17 protein-coding genes are annotated in these 16,080 nt (G+C 65.9%); 9 read left to right on the top strand and 8 right to left on the bottom strand.

Annotated features, from left to right (window positions below):
- Nucleotides 1-68: 68 nt before the first annotated feature.
- Genes MH112_RS12260 through pcaF form a run of 3 tightly spaced genes read right to left on the bottom strand, consistent with a single transcriptional unit; the run spans nucleotide 69 to nucleotide 2,749 of the window.
- Nucleotides 69-371 carry a DUF3253 domain-containing protein gene (locus MH112_RS12260; RefSeq protein WP_296568168.1) on the bottom strand — a complete coding sequence of 101 codons (303 nt, stop codon included), beginning with the start codon at nucleotides 369-371 and terminating at the stop codon, nucleotides 69-71.
- A complete protein-coding gene (locus MH112_RS12255) occupies nucleotides 371-1,519 on the bottom strand; it encodes an acyl-CoA dehydrogenase family protein (protein ID WP_296568300.1) in 1,149 nt (382 codons plus the stop codon). Before MH112_RS12255 ends, MH112_RS12260 begins: the two co-directional genes overlap by 1 nt.
- A 21-nt stretch (nucleotides 1,520-1,540) precedes the next feature.
- Entirely contained in the window at nucleotides 1,541-2,749 is a 1,209-nt protein-coding gene (gene pcaF / locus MH112_RS12250; protein ID WP_296568167.1) for a 3-oxoadipyl-CoA thiolase, read from the bottom strand.
- Between the two features lie 208 nt (nucleotides 2,750-2,957).
- Here pcaF and MH112_RS12245 point away from each other — a divergent pair, with 208 nt between their 5' ends.
- From MH112_RS12245 to MH112_RS12235, 3 genes are all read left to right on the top strand, one after another.
- Nucleotides 2,958-3,407 (top strand): PaaI family thioesterase, encoded by a 450-nt coding sequence (locus tag MH112_RS12245; protein WP_296568166.1) that lies wholly within the window; start codon nucleotides 2,958-2,960, stop codon nucleotides 3,405-3,407.
- A gap of 61 nt (nucleotides 3,408-3,468) precedes the next feature.
- Nucleotides 3,469-3,723, top strand: coding sequence for a hypothetical protein (locus tag MH112_RS12240; RefSeq protein ID WP_296568164.1), 255 nt, complete (start codon nucleotides 3,469-3,471; stop codon nucleotides 3,721-3,723).
- A complete protein-coding gene (locus MH112_RS12235) occupies nucleotides 3,720-4,715 on the top strand; it encodes an MsnO8 family LLM class oxidoreductase (protein ID WP_296568162.1) in 996 nt (331 codons plus the stop codon). The genes MH112_RS12240 and MH112_RS12235 overlap by 4 nt, the downstream gene beginning before the upstream one ends.
- On the opposite strand, the gene MH112_RS12230 is transcribed toward MH112_RS12235, so the two are convergent.
- From MH112_RS12230 to MH112_RS12215, 4 genes are read right to left on the bottom strand one after another with little or no spacing between them, the layout of a single operon-like run.
- A complete protein-coding gene (locus MH112_RS12230; RefSeq protein ID WP_296568161.1) occupies nucleotides 4,712-4,873 on the bottom strand; it encodes a hypothetical protein in 162 nt (53 codons plus the stop codon). The two genes, MH112_RS12235 and MH112_RS12230, sit on opposite strands and share 4 nt — an antisense overlap.
- A 42-nt stretch (nucleotides 4,874-4,915) precedes the next feature.
- Nucleotides 4,916-5,389, bottom strand: a complete 474-nt coding sequence (locus MH112_RS12225; protein WP_296568159.1) for a molybdopterin-dependent oxidoreductase — start codon at nucleotides 5,387-5,389, stop codon at nucleotides 4,916-4,918.
- Nucleotides 5,386-6,003 (bottom strand): glutathione S-transferase, encoded by a 618-nt coding sequence (locus MH112_RS12220; protein ID WP_296568158.1) that lies wholly within the window; start codon nucleotides 6,001-6,003, stop codon nucleotides 5,386-5,388. The genes MH112_RS12225 and MH112_RS12220 overlap by 4 nt, the downstream gene beginning before the upstream one ends.
- Nucleotides 6,004-6,063: 60 nt before the next feature.
- Entirely contained in the window at nucleotides 6,064-7,341 is a 1,278-nt protein-coding gene (locus MH112_RS12215) for a nucleoside transporter C-terminal domain-containing protein (RefSeq protein WP_296568155.1), read from the bottom strand.
- Nucleotides 7,342-7,649: 308 nt separating this feature from the next.
- Between MH112_RS12215 and MH112_RS12210 the strand changes: the two genes are divergently transcribed.
- Nucleotides 7,650-8,306, top strand: coding sequence for a DedA family protein (locus tag MH112_RS12210; RefSeq protein ID WP_296568153.1), 657 nt, complete (start codon nucleotides 7,650-7,652; stop codon nucleotides 8,304-8,306).
- Between the two features lie 67 nt (nucleotides 8,307-8,373).
- On the opposite strand, the gene MH112_RS12205 is transcribed toward MH112_RS12210, so the two are convergent.
- Nucleotides 8,374-10,446 (bottom strand): S46 family peptidase, encoded by a 2,073-nt coding sequence (locus MH112_RS12205; RefSeq protein ID WP_296568152.1) that lies wholly within the window; start codon nucleotides 10,444-10,446, stop codon nucleotides 8,374-8,376.
- Between the two features lie 162 nt (nucleotides 10,447-10,608).
- Here MH112_RS12205 and MH112_RS12200 point away from each other — a divergent pair, with 162 nt between their 5' ends.
- The 5 genes from MH112_RS12200 to MH112_RS12180 all read left to right on the top strand — a co-directional run bounded on the left by MH112_RS12200 (nucleotide 10,609) and on the right by MH112_RS12180 (nucleotide 16,075).
- Entirely contained in the window at nucleotides 10,609-11,751 is a 1,143-nt protein-coding gene (locus tag MH112_RS12200) for an ABC transporter permease (protein ID WP_296568150.1), read from the top strand.
- A complete protein-coding gene (locus MH112_RS12195; RefSeq protein ID WP_296568148.1) occupies nucleotides 11,748-12,497 on the top strand; it encodes an ABC transporter ATP-binding protein in 750 nt (249 codons plus the stop codon). The genes MH112_RS12200 and MH112_RS12195 overlap by 4 nt, the downstream gene beginning before the upstream one ends.
- Nucleotides 12,498-12,500: 3 nt before the next feature.
- Nucleotides 12,501-13,475, top strand: coding sequence for an efflux RND transporter periplasmic adaptor subunit (locus MH112_RS12190; RefSeq protein WP_296568145.1), 975 nt, complete (start codon nucleotides 12,501-12,503; stop codon nucleotides 13,473-13,475).
- 81 nt (nucleotides 13,476-13,556) lie between these two features.
- Nucleotides 13,557-14,462: an SDR family NAD(P)-dependent oxidoreductase gene (locus tag MH112_RS12185; RefSeq protein ID WP_296568143.1), complete on the top strand. Its 906-nt coding sequence runs from the start codon at nucleotides 13,557-13,559 to the stop codon at nucleotides 14,460-14,462.
- 170 nt (nucleotides 14,463-14,632) lie between these two features.
- Nucleotides 14,633-16,075, top strand: coding sequence for an MFS transporter (locus MH112_RS12180; protein ID WP_296568141.1), 1,443 nt, complete (start codon nucleotides 14,633-14,635; stop codon nucleotides 16,073-16,075).
- Nucleotides 16,076-16,080 lie beyond the last annotated feature (5 nt).

Below are 16,080 nucleotides of genomic sequence, written 5' to 3'. Positions count from 1 at the left end.
TGCGCGCTCCCGAGATGCATAGGTCGTGAAATGGGCACCCCATGCCAACCTTACGAGCCTGAGCGGCCTTAAGAGGCTTCGGTGTCTTCCGTGGCCGGGGAGACCAGGACGCCTGGGAGCACCTCGCCTGCCAGGGGCAGCCGCAGGCGATAAACACCCTTGAACTTGTTAGGATCAGCTGGCTTGCCGTGCCGGGTGATGACCAGCCGGCCCTCCCGGGCGAGTCCTACCGAGACCGTACGCACCCGCGACAGCCAGCGATGCCAGCCCTCCGGATCGGCGGCCCGGGCCACTTCCTCAGCGGAGACGGACTTGCCGGGCGCCAGGGGGGCCAGGAGGGCGAAGATCGCCGTTTCAATCGGATCAGACATCAGCCGCCGCGCTTTAGGGTTTCGCGGGCGATGACCACCTGCTGAATCTGGCTCGTGCCCTCATAGATGCGGAAGATGCGCACGTCGCGGTAGAACCGCTCGATGCCATAGTCGGCGACATAGCCTGCCCCGCCAAAGATCTGCACCGCCCGGTCGGCCACCCGACCAACCATCTCAGAGGCGAAGTATTTGGCCGCCGCCGCTTCCATGGTGACGCCATGACCGGCGTCGCGGGTGCGGGCCGTCTCCATGGTCAGCGCCTTGGCGGCCAGGGCCTCGGTCTTGGAGTCTGCGATCATGCCCTGGACCAGCTGGAACTGGCTGATGGCCTGACCGAACTGCTTGCGCTCACTGGCATAGGCCACACAGTCGGTGATCAAGCGCTCGGCCACCCCGACGCAGACCGCCGAGATGTGCAGTCGGCCACGGTCGAGGACCTGCATGGCCACCTTGAAGCCCTCACCCTCGGCACCCAGGCGGTTTTCTACCGGCACCCGGACATTGTCGAAGGTCACGTCACAGATGTGGGCACCCTGCTGGCCCATCTTCTTCTCGGGCTTGCTCACCGACAGGCCGGGCAGGTCCCGGGGGACCAGAAAGGCCGAGACCCCGCCACCGCCTGGCTTGGACGGGTCGGTGCGGGCCATGACCGTAAACAGGTGCGCCTTATTGGCGTTAGTGATGTAGCGCTTGGATCCGTTCAGCACATAGGCGTCGCCGTCCCGGGTCGCACGGGTCTGGACCGAGGCAGAGTCTGAGCCCGCCTCCGGCTCGGTGAGGGCAAACGAGGTGATGATCTCCCCGGATGCGATGCCCGGCAGATACCTGGCCTTCTGCTCTTCAGTGCCGAACATCACCAGGCCCTGGCTGCCGATGCCGACATTGGTGCCAAAGGCCGAACGGAAGGCCGGGCTGGTCCGGCCAAGCTCCACCGCCACCAGGCACTCTTCCTCCATGGAAAGGTCTAGCCCGCCGTATTCGCCCGGAATGGAGAGGCCAAACAGGCCCAGCTCCTTCATCTCGGCCACCACATCATCGGGCATGGAGTCGGTCTCGGAGACCTGGGCCTCCAGGGGGCGCAGCCGCTCGGTGACAAAGCGGCGGACGGTGTGGATCAGCTGGTCGCGGGTTTCGGCGTCTAGGGCCATGGTCATTCCGTCTTTCTGAAATCAGGCCTTGGCCAGGGCCAGGGCTGAACCCTGGCCGACGCCGACGCACATGGTGGCCAGCGCCCGCGACCCGCCCCGGTCGATCATGGCCCGGGCGGCGGTCAGGGCGATACGGGCACCGGACGCGCCCAACGGGTGGCCGATGGCGATGGCGCCCCCATGCGGATTCACATGCTCGGCGTCATCGGCCAGGCCCCAGGCCCGGGTGCAGGCCAGGGCTTGGGCGGCAAAGGCCTCGTTCAGCTCCACCACATCGAAGTCCCGGGGGGACAGGCCGAGGCGCCCGCAGAGCTTGTCCACCGCCGGCACCGGGCCATAGCCCATGACCCGGGGCGGCACGCCGCCAGAGGCTCCGCCCTCGATCCGGGCCAGGGGCTCGAGGCCCAACTTCTGAACCATCTCAGCCGAGGCCAGCAGCAGGGCAGCAGCCCCGTCATTGACACCTGACGCATTTCCCGCCGTGACCGTACCGTCGGCACGCACGATCGGCTTGAGGCCCTGAAGCGCTTCCAGCGTCGTGTCGGGGCGGGGGTGCTCGTCCTTGGAGACCACCGTATCGCCCTTGCGGTCCTTCAGGGTGAGGGGGGCAATCTCGCCCTCAAAGAAGCCGCGGGCCTGGGCCGCGCCATAGCGATGCTGGCTGCGGGCGGCGAAGGCGTCCTGATCGGCGCGGGCGACCTGATAGTCGGTTGCGACGTTCTCCGCGGTCTCCGGCATGGAATCGACGCCGTAGTCTTTCTGCATCTGCGGATTGACGAACCGCCAGCCGATGGTGGTGTCGAAGATCTCCGCCGACCGGGAGAAGGCCGAGTCAGCCTTGCCCATCACGAAAGGCGCGCGGGACATGCTTTCCACGCCACCGGCGATCACCAGCTCGGCCTCGCCCACGGCGATCATCCGCGCGGCGGCGATCACCGCATCAAGACCCGAGGCACAAAGCCGGTTGACCGTCAGACCCGGCACCGAGCTCGGCATGCCGGCCAGAAGCAGAGCCATTCGGGCGACATTTCGGTTATCCTCGCCAGCCTGGTTGACGCAGCCATAAACGACCTCGTCCACCTGTTCCCAGTCCACCTTGGGCAGGCTGGCCATCAGGGCGCGGATCGGATGGGCGGCCAGGTCGTCGGCGCGCACCTTGGCCAGGGCTCCGCCATAGCGGCCGATCGGGCTGCGCAGACCTGCACAGAGATAGACGGTCCGGCCTTCCATGGTTTCGCCTCGCATCGTTCGGTTCGGTTTGGTTCGGTGGTGAGGGAACCTAGTGACTGAGGCCAAAGCGAGCAAACCCTTCGACACTGCCCAGACGAGAAGCCGCGGGATTTGGCGTCGCGGTCCGAGCCCGGAAATCAGGGCTTTCAACCAGACCCGCTCGGCGGCTAAGGAGCCGTGACTGAAGTTTCAGAGACGGGTCGAAGTGATGGATGGCGGCGGCGAAGCCAAAAACGAACTGGTGACAAAGGGCGAATGGGCGGGTTGGCGCACCTGGGAGGGGTCTGATCCCTTTGAGGATCACGCTGGCCCCTTCTATTTCCGTCAGGATCCTGACGGCACACCACGCTGCGCTTTCCGCGCCGAGCCCAAGCACCTGAACGGCGGCGGCTTCATGCACGGCGGCTGCATCATGACCTTTGCCGACTTCGCCCTGTTCGTGATCGCCCGGGACGCCCTGGAGGGTCAGCATAGCGTGACGGCAACCTTGAACGGCGAATTCGTCGGGGCCGTGCCCCTCGGTGCCCTGGTGGAATGCAAAGGCGAAGTGGTCAAGAACGCCCGGTCCATGGTCTTTGTGCGCGGCCTGATTACCACCGGGGGCGAGAACGTCATGAGCTTCTCCGGCGTCATCAAGAAGCGTGGGCCGCGCAAGTGACGCTTGCGCCGTGCCGGCGCAGGACCATGTTCTACTCTCACCCCGTCCGCCAGGAGTCCCTATGAGCCCGCCCGCCAAACGCAATCTGGGCCAGATCGCCATGGGGGCCGCCCTCGCCCTGCTGGCCGGACCGGTCGCCCTGTTCAAGTTTGTGGAGCTGGCCTTCTACCTTACCAGCGTCTCCCCTGGGCGCTGGATCAGCGCCCTTGAGCCCACCGCCATGCCGGTCTCTATCGTGGTGATGAGCTTTGCCGGTCTGGTGACCGCCTATGGGGTACGGATGATCATCCGCGAGTTTCGGTCGCCCACGGCGTGAGCCAGCTTTCGGTTCTCGACCTGTCCCCGGTGGGGGGACACAACACCCAGGCCCAGGCCATCCGTGAAACCCTGGAGGTGGCCAAGGCCGCCGAGCGGCTGGGCTATCATCGGTTCTGGCTGGCTGAACACCACAATATCGAAGGCCTCGCTTCCCCGGCCCCAGAGATCCTGATCGCGGCCCTGACCCAAGCGACCTCCACGATCCGGCTGGGGTCAGGCGGGGTGATGCTGGTCAACTATTCACCCCTGAAGGTTGCCGAGGTCTTCATGGAGCTGGAAGCCCTGGCCCCGGGCCGGATCGACCTCGGGGTCGGCCGGGCCCTGGGTGCCGACGGGCGCACCGGCGCGGCCCTGCGCTCGGCCTCCTCTGAGGCCTTTCCGCACTATTTCGCCCTGTTGAACGCCTGGCTTCTGGACGCCGGCGGCCGTGAGCCCCTGGGGGCAGATCACCCGGCCAGGGGCATTCGCGCCCATCCCACAGGGCCCAGCCACCCAGACCTGTTCATGCTGTGCTCCTCGGCCGAGAGCGCGGCCTTTGCCGGCCAGGCGGGTGTAGGGATGGTGTTTGCCGAGTTCATCGCCCGCAGTGACGGGGGACCGGCAGTGGCGGCCTATCGGCAGGCCTTTACGCCCTCTCCCTTCCGAGAGGTGCCCATGGCGGCCATCGCCACCATCGCCCTGGCGGCAGACACCGAAGCCGAGGCCCAGAGACTCGACGCCCCTCGCCGGGCCTCAACCCTGGCGACCATGACCGGCCAGCGGCGCCGCTTCCCGGTCATTCCCGAGGCGCTGGCCTATCTGGCCGAGTTCGAGGGCCACCCCGAACTGGCGGCCATTCAGGCCCGCAGCATTGTCGGTGACGCTGCGGCGGTGCGCCAGCGCCTGGAGGCCAAGGCTCAGGCCAGCGGCGCCGACGAGATTTTCGTCATGGCGTCAGGACCAAGCCTTGAGTCTCGCATCCGCTCCCTGGAGCTGATCAAGCCCGCCTAGAACAGGCCGGCCCGCTGGGCGATCACCACGAGGGCGATGACCACCAGGACCGCCTGGATCAGCCCGTTGAGGGGGCCAGGTATGGGCAGGAGCCGGACGGCGTAGAGGGCCAGACCAAGCACCACGAGGATGATGACGATGAAGATGAGCAATGACATGCCATCCAAACCTCTGCCGTGGGCAAAGGTTCCCTCGCCCGCCTACTCCGCCAGCCGATAGTCGATGGCCACCACCTGGCGGACGCTGCGCCAGGACTTGAGGTCGTCGGCCACAACAACCCGCCGGGGGCCTTCCCGCTCCGGCAGGGGACCGCCGTTCAAGGTGTCGGCCAGGATGGCAGCATCGCCATGCAGGTCCTTATCGGCCTCCACCGCCGATAGCACCGCGGCATAGCCGTCGGCACCACGGACCACGAGATAGCCCCGCATGGGCTGGCCATGGGCGCGCATGCCCACCGGCAGGCCCGCGGCCCGCATGATGTGGGCGAGCGCCGGTCCCTCATAAAGGTCTGGGCCAGCCTGGCCCTCGACGCTCACCTGGAGGCGGGGCAGGTCGGCCAAGTCCTTTTCGGTGAGCACCACTGCGGTTCCATCGGCGCGGGATACGGTCAAATCCCGGGCCACGGCTGGGAAGGCCAGGGCCGCAAGGAGGCTGGCGAGTAGCAGAGGCTTCATGGGGCGGTCTTGACCGAGTCGCGGGCCTTCATGGCGTCCAGCCAGCGGTTGACGTGGGTCAGTTCCTCCGGGGGCTTGAACCGGATCATCCGGGCGAAATCGATGGAGGCGAAGGCGACGATGTCGGCGATGGTCAGCCGGTCGGCGGCGATCCACTCACTCTCGGCCAGTCGACGGTCAAACAGCTTGAGCGCGCGGGTCCCGCCCTCGGCATTGGCCTCGCCGATGGCCGGGTTCTGCTTTTCCAGCACCCCCAGGGCCGGATGGGTATGGCGCACCGCCAGCATGAGCGGGGTGGCGACCATCATCTCGGCCCGCCGGGTCCACATCTCGATAATCGCCGTCTCCTTGGGATCGCGGCCCATCAGATTGGGTTCGGGATAGACGCTCTCGAGATAGCGGCAGATGGCCAGGGATTCGGTGATGCAGGTCCCGTCGTCCATCTCCAGCATGGGGACATTGGGCAGGCCCGCCTTGCCCAGATAGTCCGGCTGCTTGTGGGCGCCTTCCAGCAGGTTGACCGGGACGATCTCCACGCCCTCGATCCCCTTTTCGAGCATGAACAGGCGGACCCGGCGCGGATTGGGTGCCCTTGGGGTGTCATAGATCTTCATGGTCGTCCCTCCGGCTTAGACCCCAGAGGTGGCGCCGTCACGCCAGGGCGGTCAAGTCGCCTAGAGCCCAAACAGCTGCCGGGGCATGGCGCCGACCACCGCGGCGGTCATGCAGGTGGCCAGGAAGCCGGCCAGCAGGGCTTTCCAGACCATGCCGATGATCTCCTGGCGGCGCTCGGGCATCAGGACCCCCATGCCGGTGACCGTGATCCCCACAGAGCCGATATTGGCGAAACCGCACAGCGCATAGGTCATGATCATGCGGGTGCGCTCGCTCATGTCACCGGCCGGGACGCCGCCCAACTGGATGAAGGCGATGAACTCGGTCAGCATCAGCTTGACGCCCAGCAGGTAGCCTGCCTGAGGCGCCTCAGACCAGGGCACGCCGATCAGCCAGGCCAGGGGCGCAAAGACCACCCCCAGGACCCGCTCGATGGTCAAGGGTGCCCCCATCACGTCAGGAAAGACGCTGAGCAGACCGTTGCCGATGGCCACAAAGGACACGAACACGATCAGGATGGCCGAGATGTTCAGGGCCACGGTGAGGCCGTCCATCGTGCCCTTGGAGATGGCGTCGATAGAGGAGTCGTATTTCAGCAGCGACCCATAGTCGGCGAAATAGCCCCCCTGCCCTTTCTTCTCCGGGATCATGATCCGGGCCAGCAAGACGCCGGCCGGGGCCGAAACGATGGAGGCCACCAGCACGTGGGCGGCGGCGTTGGGCAGCACCTCACGCAGGATGGTGGCGTAGGCCACCATGGTCGACCCGGCGACAGTGGCCAGGCCCACGACGATCATCAGGAACACCTCTGAGCGGGTCAGCTTGTCCAGATAGGCGCGGATGACGATGGGGCTCTCGATCATGCCCAGGAAGATGTTTACTGCCACGGCCAGGGCCGAAGCCCCCCCTAAGCCCATGGTTTTCTGGAACACAAAACCGAAGCCTTGTGTGATCCACTTCAGGATCTTCCAGTGCCAGAGCAGGGCCGAGAGCGCCGAGATCACCAGGATCAGCGGCAGCACCTGGAAAGCGAAGATGAACAGGGCACCGGGGTCTGCCACGGGATAGGGCTGAGCGCCGCCGGCCATATAGCCGAAGACGAACTGGGTCCCCTTCGCCGTGGCTGCAGCCAGGCCATCGACCCCGGCATTGATCCCGCGCACCACAGCGCGGGCACCTGGAAGGCCAAACAACATGACCACCAGAACGATTTGCAGGGCCACGGCCCCCAGGGCCAGACGCCAGGGGAACCGCGAACGGTCCTCAGACAGCGCCCAGCAGACCAGAAGGATCAGGCCGAGCCCCACCAGGCTCTGGGCGTTTTCCAGTTGGAACATCTAGCCTCCTCAAGCCCGCGCCTGAGTCGCTGCGGCTTCGTCCCCTTCCTTGAAGATGAACCCCCCGCTCGGCGCAAGGGCGGAGGGCTTGAGAACACCACCTTGCCCGCCATTGATATGGCTGGGGCACCCAGGCACGAGCCCGGCAAGGACGACGGCGGTATGGCCTGCTGACGATTGTGGCGCGAGCGCAACATCGTCGGTCCAGCGCTCACTTAGCCTTTAACTCAACGACAGATTTTGCCAGTAGCCGATAGGATGACGCTACGTTGGGTCATGAAGACCCAAACGCCACCGGGGACGTGTTGATGGAAGCCATGCTCGAGGCGGTCGCGGACTTCATCCGCACCAATCAAGGGTGGGCGGGCCTGATCCTGGGCCTGTTCATCATGCTGGAGTCCCTGGTGATCATCGGCGCGTTTGTGCCGGCTACCCCCTTGCTGGTGCTCACCGGCGGTCTCCTGGCCACAGGGGTCCTCGATCCGGTATCGGTGCTGATTGGCTGCATCATCGGGGCCATTCTTGGCGATGCCATCTCCTTCTTCATCGGACAGAAGCTGGGCATGCGGGTGCTGCGCCACCGGTGGCTGAAACGTTACCGACGCCAGTTTGCCCTGACCCGGCTCTATTGCCGCCGTTATGGGGTCATTTCGGTCTATGCCGGGCGCTTTATCGGCCCCATGCGCGCCTTTGTGCCGGCCGTCGTCGGCATGCTGCGGATGCCCACCCGCGACTTCCAGGTGGCCAATGTGGCCTCAGCGGTGATCTGGGTCTTTGCCGCGCTCGCGCCAGGCTATCTGACCGCCAAGGGGCTGGAGCAGTTGAAGATCTTCGACCGCTTCGATCCCCTCACCCTGGGGATCATCGCCCTGATCCTGGCCGGCGGCGTGGGCATGATCGGCTGGCGACTGCTGCGCAAGCGGGCCAAGCGCCGGGCGCCCATTCTCGACGTGCCCGGTCTCTGACGACAGCTGCCACCGGCTAGGATAGGGCTATGGGCGGGATCCAAGGACCCCGCCCACTGACGAGAGCTTATCGGCCCTTCAGTTCGTCGATCAGCCCGGTCAGGCCATAGACCTTTTCCAGGGCCTCAGTGGCTGCTGACGTGGCCGCCACCACCGTGCGGTTGATCGTCCCGTCATAGCCATAGTCGCCACCCAGGGAATGGATATTGCCGTCAAAGGCCGTCCCCAGGACTTCCCCCTTGGCATTGACCACGGGCGAGCCGGAATTGCCGCCGATGATGTCGTTGGTGGTGACGAAGTTGTAGACCGTATCGGGGTTCAGCTTGTCCTTGGCAGCGATCCAGCGCGGTGCCAGGGCATAGGGCGCAGCGCCCGTCGCCCGCTGATAGAGGCCGGAGAAGGTGGTGGTCGAGGGGATGGTCCGGCCCCGGTGGGTCCAGCCCTGAACCTGACCATAGGACAGACGCAGGGTGAAGGTGGCGTCGGGATAGACCTCGTCCCCATAGGCCGCGAAGCGGGCGGCGGCGACCCGCTCGGCGGCCCGGGCGGTGGGCGCGTCAACCTCGGTTTCCCAGACCTCTCGGACCTCCCGGGCCAGGGGATCCATGCGCAAGGCCAGCTGGATCATGGGATCTTCAGACGCTTCGATCGCAGCCAGACCGCCCTCCCACAGCGCCTTACGCACCGCCGGGTCGTCCAACCGCGACGTGGTCAGGGCCTCAGCGAGACCCTCGGGGCTTTGGGCACCCAGAAGCTGCTGAACGGCGGGGTGGTCGGTGGTCAGGTACTCCCGGGTCTTGGACAGCCAGAAGCGCAGATAGAGCGCCTCCAGATCCTTATCCACCGGTCGAGCGTCCAGCAGACGCTTCTCCAGCAGAGCCAGGCGGGCTTCTGAATACTCCGGCAGCCGCTCGGTATTGGGCTTGGTCCGCTCCTGGGCGGCGCGGACCAGGGCGCGGGCATAGCCAAACAGATCAGATGCCCCACCGGCGGCGGACTCGATCTGGCGATAGGGCAGGAAGTGTTCGGCATAGGCCCCCTGAGCCGCCTCGATCTCGCTCCAGGGGTCGCCGATCTGAAGGGCCAGGGCGGGATCTGCAGCGACCTTAGCCTTCAGTTCAGCCTCGGCCGCGCGCTTGGCGTCCATGAAGGCCGCATCGTTCAAGGCGAACTGACGGCCAAAGAAGACCTTGAAGCTGTTCTCAACTCCAAACAGCGGATCGGTAGCGACCCGCTTGTTCTCGGCACTGATCTCAGAAAATGCGATCAGCCGACCGCGCAGCTCCGACCGCTGCAGCTGGCCGACCGGGATGGCCAGGTCCCGGAGGGTCTCCAGCTGGGCCACGGTCAGTAGTCGGCTGGTGGAGCCGGGATTGCCCGAGACAAAAGTCGCCTCCCCCTCCTGCGGCGCCCGGCTCACCCAGGTCAGGTGCTGGGGCGTCTCGACCCCTTTGCCGTCCTCATAAAGGCGCAGGAAGGCCACATCGAGATTGAAGCGGGGGAAGTTGAAATTGTCGGGATCGCCGCCGAAGAAGGCCGTGGCGATTTCCGGCGCGAACACCAGGCGGACATCATCATAACGCCGGTATCTGTAGAGCTTGTACTGGCCCCCACGATAAAGGCTGACCACCTGACAACGGAACCGGTCATCGCCGGCGCAGGACTCATGCTCCAGCTTGGCTACAGCGGCGTCCCGGGCGCGGTTGAAGGCCTGACCCGTCAGACCCGCGCCAGCGGCGCGGATGGTGTCGGTGACATCGGTGATCTCGGTCAGAATCTCGGCCTGCTGGCCGGGGCACTTGCGTTCCTGCTCCCGGGCCGTGGTCAGAAACCCGTCCTGCACATAGTCGGTCTCCGCGCTCGAGAGGTCCTGAATGCAGTCGACCACACAGTGATGATTGGTCAGGACGAGGCCCTGGCCAGACACCACCGAGGCCGAACAGCCATTGGTCAGGCGAATGGAGGCCGCCTTGACCTTGTCGAGCCACGGCTGATCGATCTTCACCCCATAGGCGGCCTCGACCTTGGCCGCAGGGAAGTTGTCGAAGGTCCACATCCCCTCATCGGCCTTTGCCGATCCGGCGGAGAGGCCAAACAGAAAAACCCCCGTTGCGGAGGCGGCGAGCAGGGCTGATTTCATCGATCAACACTCCTGAAAATGGGGACTGGGCCCTATGGGCCCAACTGTCACCGAGGTAACAGCCGGCGGGGCGGCTGGCTATGGCGAGGCCCCCGCCTTACCTCGAATTAACTTGGGTTACTGCCCCGGTCCGGCCACTTCTCAGGCCCAGGAGGACCGGGCATGTCACTGGCTTTGGCCACATTGATTTACGAATGGCGTCGCTACCTGGCCGCCGTAATCGCCCTGGCCTTTTCGGGCCTGCTGATCCTGGCCCAGGTCGGCATGTTCACCGGGATCGTCCAGGCGGCGACGGCGACCATCGACCGGTCACGGGCCGAGCTGATGATCCTGCCCGCCAAGTCGGAGAGCTTGATCAATTCCGGGTCCAGTGGCCTGCCCAGACGCTTGTCCCCCGAAATGTACCTGCATCCTGAAGTGGTCCAGGTGGCCAGCCTCGACGGGGCTGGGGGCCGCTGGATGAACACGCCAGGGGACGGCGAGAAGCAGGTCACTGAGTGGATCCAGATCAACATCGTCGATCCGATCCCAGGCGCCGTCACCCTGCCAGTGGACTATCCCGAGGCTGTGCGGATTGCGCTGCTGGAGCCCTATGCCGCTGTGATCGACCGCAGCACCCAGGCCAGGCTTGGGGTCAAGCTGAACGACAAGGCGACCATCAACGGCAAGACCGTCACCGTCCGCGCCTTTCTCGATGGCTACCCCTCGATCAATCAGCCCTCGGTGGTGGTGTCCCGCGACACCCTTCGTCTGCTGGGCATGGCCGATGACGGGGAAAAGGTCGGACCATTGATGGTCCAGATCAAGGATCCAAGCCGGGCCGCTCAGGTCCGCGACGACCTCAATGCGGTGGCCGGCGACCGCTACCGCGCCTGGACCCGCCAGGACCTGGCCAAGGCCAATGAGACCGCCCTGATGCAGGAGCAGATCATCGGGATCATGCTCGGCTTCTCGGTCTTTCTGGGTTTCCTGATCGGGGTGGGCATCACCTCCCAGACCCTGCGCGGGGCGATCATGGCCAACATCAAGGAGTTTGCCAGCCTGAGGGCGCTTGGGGTCTCCATGGGGTCCCTGCGGCTGATCGTGCTGGAGCTGTCTTTCTGGGTCGGGCTGGCCGGCCTAGCCGCCACGGCGGTGTTCACCTTCCTGGTTTCCCTGCTGGCCCGGAGCGCGGGTCTGCCCATGGGCTTTCCCCTGGGCTGGGTGATGGGTGTGGCCGTCCTGCTTCTCATCATTTCGCTGGCCTCGGGGCTGATGTCCCTGGGCGTCCTGAACAAGAGCCAACCGGCGGACCTGCTGCGATGACCTCTGTCCCGCACCCAAAAGACGCCATCCGGGCCACGGGCCTGTCCAAGCGCTTCAAGACCGGAAGGTCCTATGTTGAGGTGCTGAAGTCGGTGGACTTCGACGCCCGCCACGGGGACCTGACCATGGTCATGGGGCCTTCGGGCTCCGGCAAGTCGACCCTGGTGGCCTGCCTGTCTGGCCTGCTGCGACCCGACGCGGGTCAGGTCCAGGCTCTAGACCAGGATCTCTGGGGCCTGCGCACCGGCAAGATCGACAAATTCCGCCTGGATCACTGCGGTTTCATCTTCCAGGGCTTCAATCTGTTCTCAGCCCTCACCGCCCTGGAACAGGTGACCACCGTGCTCAAGCACACCGGTCTCACCCGATCGCAGGCCAGGGACCGGGCCGTCGTCTCCCTGGAAGAGGTGGGTCTGGGCCACCGGCTGAACCAGCGGCCCTCGGAGCTGTCGGGCGGCGAGAAGCAGCGGGTGGCCATCGCCCGGGCGCTGGCCAAGGCCCCGCGCCTGCTGTTTGCCGATGAGCCCACCTCGGCCCTGGACGGCGAGAACGGCCAGATCGTCATCAAGCTCCTGCAACGGGCGGCCAAGGACCACGGGGCCGCCGTGATCTGCGTGACCCACGACCCCAGGCTCGAAGCCTATGGCGACCGCATCATCCACATCGAGGACGGCGCCATTCTCGACGACCGGCGCGTCACCTCCAGCGCGCAGACCGCGCGCCAATCCCTTCTGATCGAGGCCTGAACCATGCCCGCCCTATTGCGCCGTCCCGTCTTCTGGATCGTCATTGCTGGCCTGATGCTGCTGGTCGGCGGCGGTCTGGTCTTCAACAGTCAACGCCAGGCCCAAAAGGCCGAGGCCGCCATGGCCGCCGAGAAGGCCGCACCGCTCAGCCCCTATGTGGCCATCGCCAACGGCAAGGCCGACGTGGAGGGCGGCCTGATCCAGGTCGCCGCCCGCAGCGCTGGCATCGTCCGCGAGGTCCTGGTCCAGGAAGGCGACAGCGTCCAGGAGGGGCAGATCCTCGCCCGCCTGGAGGATGACGAACAGCGCCTGTCGGCGGCTCGGGTCAGGGCCGAGCTCGAGCAGGCCCGCGCCCAGATCGCCCTGACCCAGGTGGAGATTGCCACCGCCAGCCGCGAGTTTGACCGCCTGGACAGCCTGTCGGCGTCCAACTTCGTCGCCGGACAACGCCTGGATCAGGCCCGGGATGTGATCCGCCAGGGCGAGGCCAGGCTCAGGGCTCAGCGGGCGGCTGTGGCCACGGCCGAGGCACGGCTGGCGGAAGCTGGTTACAATCTGGAACTGACCATGATCCGGGCGCCGGCCGACGGGGTGATCGTGCGCCGCTACGCCAATCCCGGCTCCGGTGCCTCGACCCTGAATGTCTCCAACATGTTTGACCTGGAGCCCACCGGCCAGCGCATCGTCCGGGCCGAGATCGCCGAGGGCGCCCTGCCCCATGTGAGCCTGGGCCAGAGCGTGGAGATCGCCTCGGAAGCCGATCCGACCCAGACGTTCAAGGGCCTGGTCCTGCGCCGCGCTGCAGTTTTCGGGGCCCGGAAACTGGTCTCCGATGATCCTGCCCAGCGGGCCGACGAACGGGTGGTGGAGGTTGTGGTCAGCGCCCAAGGCGCACCCTTCCTGGTGGGCCAACGGGTGCTGGTGAAGTTCCTGCGGCCCGTCCAGGCCGCTGCAGCCCAGGCGGTTCCTGGGGCTTAGGCCGCGCACCAACGCCTTGACGGGGAAAGGGTCGCCGCGCACAACCGCGCCAATTCCTTCACCTGACTTTGGGAGACTTCCATGGCGGACATCCGCTTCGACGGCAAAGTGGCCATTGTGACGGGCGCAGGCGGCGGGCTTGGCCGGCAGCACGCTCTGGAACTGGCGCGGCGCGGGGCCAAGGTGGTGGTCAACGACCTGGGCGGTTCGGTGGATGGTTCGGGGGGCTCCTCGGCCGCAGCCGACGCCGTGGTCGCCGAGATCAAGGCCGCGGGCGGCGAAGCCATCGCCAACGGCTCCTCGGTCACCGACGACGCGGGCGTGGCCCTGATGGTCAAGCAGGCCATGGACCAGTGGGGCCGGATCGACATCCTGATCGCCAATGCCGGCATCCTGCGCGACAAGTCCTTCGCCAAGATGGAAATCGCCGACTTCGAGCTGGTGATGAACGTCCACCTGATGGGCACCGTCAAGCCGGCCAAGGCCGTCTGGGACATCATGCGCGAGCAGAACTACGGCCGCATCGTGGTGACCACCTCGTCCTCGGGCCTCTATGGCAACTTCGGCCAGTCCAACTATGGGGCGGCCAAGCTCGGCATTATCGGCTTCATGAACACCCTGCGTCTCGAGGGCGCCAAGAACAACATTCACGTCAACGCCATCGCGCCCGTGGCCGCCACGCGCATGACCGAGAACCTGATGCCGCCGGCGGTGCTGGAGCGTCTGAAGCCGGAATATGTGACGCCGGGCGTGGTCTATCTCTGCTCCGAAGAAGCGCCCACCGGCGCCATCCTGACCGCCGGCGCGGGGGCCTTCGCCCTCTCGCGCATCTACGAGACCGAAGGCGTCTATCTGGGCGACGGCGGCCTGTCGGTCGAAGAAGTCCGCGACAACTGGTCCAAGATCGCCGATCCCGAGGGCCAACAGGCCTACGCCGGCGGCGGCGAGCAGAGCCAGAAATTCTTCCGCAAGTTGTCGGGGGGCTAAGGCCTCCCCGAAAGGACCCTGATTATGGGCGGCTCCCCCGGGGGCCGCCCATTTTCTTTTGGGCCCGCGACCGAAATGGGCCTTGCCTTGCCCTAGGTGATCACGCGTAACCTAAGGCTCACGGATAACGCCCGTCAGAGGCGTCACCACAGATCTGGGGAGACGCCAAAGTGGCCCATACCGACGCAGCCGCGCCGTCATCTGCGCAACAGCTGAAACTGTCGACGATCCTGGCTTTTGCCTGCACCAGCCTGCCCCTGTCGGCCCTGGGCATCGCCATGTCGGTTTACCTGCCTCGGCACTTCGCCAGCGAGATCGGCATCAGCCTGCTGGCGGTGGGCTCGGCCTTTGCCTTTGTGCGGTTGATCGACATTCCCTTGGACCCGCTGCTGGGCCTGGCCATGGACCGGACCCGAACGCGGTTCGGGCGCTACCGCCTATGGACGGTAATCGGGGCACCGGTCCTGATGCTGGCGGTCATCATGCTGTTCATCTCCCCCACCGGCAGCGTTGGCGGACTGATTTTCTGGCTCCTGGTCCTCTATATCGGCACCTCCATCCTGCACCTGTCCCACGCCGCCTGGGCCGCGACCCTGGCACCGCGGTACAATGACCGCTCCCGGGTGTTCGCCATCATGACCGCTGTGGGTGTGCTGGGTGCCCTTCTGGTGCTGGGGATGCCCTTTATTGTCTCGGGTCTCGGTCGGCCTGAATCCGAGGGCGTGCCAGCCATGGGCTGGTTCGTCCTGATCCTCACCCCCCTGGCAGTGTGGTTCGTCGTCGCCCTGACGCCGGAGCGGATCAGCCCTGATGTGCCAGGCCAGCAGAAGTTCCAGCTGAAGGAATACTGGCGACTGGTCGCCCGGCCCTCCATGGGCCGGATCGTCCTGGCCGACCTCTGCCTGTCGCTTGGCCCCGGCTGGATGAGCGCGCTCTACATTTTCTTCTTCACCGACTCCCGGGGCTTCACCACCAGCCAGGCCAGCGCCTTGCTGGCAGTTTACATCCTTGCCGGCTTCGGCGGGGCGCCGCTGCTGGGTCGGCTGGCCATGAAGATCGGCAAACACCGGGCGGTGATGGTCGCCACCTCCGGCTATGCCGCGGCCCTGGTGGTTCTGCCTTTCCTGCCCAAGGGCGACATGATGATCGGCGCCTTCCAGATGTTTACTGCCGGCTTCCTCGCAGCCGGCTTCCAGGTGCTGACACGGGCGATGACCGCCGATGTCGCCGACGAAGTGCGTCTGGAACAGGGCAAGGAGCGCTCAGGCCTGCTCTATGCCATCACCACCCTGACCTCGAAGATCTCCGGTGCCTTTGCGGTGTTCCTGACCTTCACGGTCCTCGACCGCGTGGGCTACAACGCCACCCAAGGGGCGGTGAACACCCCTGAGGCCGTGCGCGGGCTTGAACTGGCCTTCCTGATTGGCCCGATCTTCTTTGTCGCGGTCGGAGGGCTCTGCTTCATCGGCTACAAGCTCGGCGAAGAACGTCACGGCGAGATCCGCCGGGAACTGGATGAGCGCGACGCCCTCTATGACACCGCGCCGGTAATTGAGACCCTGTCCAGTGACCCCGCCATCGCCTCGCCGGGAGTGGGGCCAGGCAAGACCTAGGGCCC

Source organism: Phenylobacterium sp., assembly GCF_022402485.1.
Classification (GTDB): domain Bacteria; phylum Pseudomonadota; class Alphaproteobacteria; order Caulobacterales; family Caulobacteraceae; genus Phenylobacterium.
The sequence above is the reverse complement of the archived record's forward strand: the minus strand, read 5'-3'. Positions and strand labels throughout refer to the sequence as shown.

Excerpts from the sequence above, each read along its gene's own strand:
- MH112_RS12190 (WP_296568145.1), top strand. The coding sequence starts at position 12,501 with ATGCCCGCCCTATTGCGCCGTCCCGTCTTCTGGATCGTCATTGCTGGC.
- MH112_RS12200 (WP_296568150.1), top strand. The coding sequence starts at position 10,609 with ATGTCACTGGCTTTGGCCACATTGATTTACGAATGGCGTCGCTACCTG.
- MH112_RS12240 (WP_296568164.1), top strand. The coding sequence starts at position 3,469 with ATGAGCCCGCCCGCCAAACGCAATCTGGGCCAGATCGCCATGGGGGCC.
- MH112_RS12220 (WP_296568158.1), bottom strand. The coding sequence starts at position 6,003 with ATGAAGATCTATGACACCCCAAGGGCACCCAATCCGCGCCGGGTCCGC.
- MH112_RS12230 (WP_296568161.1), bottom strand. The coding sequence starts at position 4,873 with ATGTCATTGCTCATCTTCATCGTCATCATCCTCGTGGTGCTTGGTCTG.
- MH112_RS12255 (WP_296568300.1), bottom strand. The coding sequence starts at position 1,519 with ATGGCCCTAGACGCCGAAACCCGCGACCAGCTGATCCACACCGTCCGC.
- pcaF (WP_296568167.1), bottom strand. The coding sequence starts at position 2,749 with ATGGAAGGCCGGACCGTCTATCTCTGTGCAGGTCTGCGCAGCCCGATC.
- MH112_RS12205 (WP_296568152.1), bottom strand. The coding sequence starts at position 10,446 with ATGAAATCAGCCCTGCTCGCCGCCTCCGCAACGGGGGTTTTTCTGTTT.
- MH112_RS12215 (WP_296568155.1), bottom strand. The coding sequence starts at position 7,341 with ATGTTCCAACTGGAAAACGCCCAGAGCCTGGTGGGGCTCGGCCTGATC.
- MH112_RS12260 (WP_296568168.1), bottom strand. The coding sequence starts at position 371 with ATGTCTGATCCGATTGAAACGGCGATCTTCGCCCTCCTGGCCCCCCTG.
- MH112_RS12185 (WP_296568143.1), top strand. The coding sequence starts at position 13,557 with ATGGCGGACATCCGCTTCGACGGCAAAGTGGCCATTGTGACGGGCGCA.
- MH112_RS12245 (WP_296568166.1), top strand. The coding sequence starts at position 2,958 with ATGGATGGCGGCGGCGAAGCCAAAAACGAACTGGTGACAAAGGGCGAA.
- MH112_RS12210 (WP_296568153.1), top strand. The coding sequence starts at position 7,650 with ATGGAAGCCATGCTCGAGGCGGTCGCGGACTTCATCCGCACCAATCAA.
- MH112_RS12195 (WP_296568148.1), top strand. The coding sequence starts at position 11,748 with ATGACCTCTGTCCCGCACCCAAAAGACGCCATCCGGGCCACGGGCCTG.
- MH112_RS12225 (WP_296568159.1), bottom strand. The coding sequence starts at position 5,389 with ATGAAGCCTCTGCTACTCGCCAGCCTCCTTGCGGCCCTGGCCTTCCCA.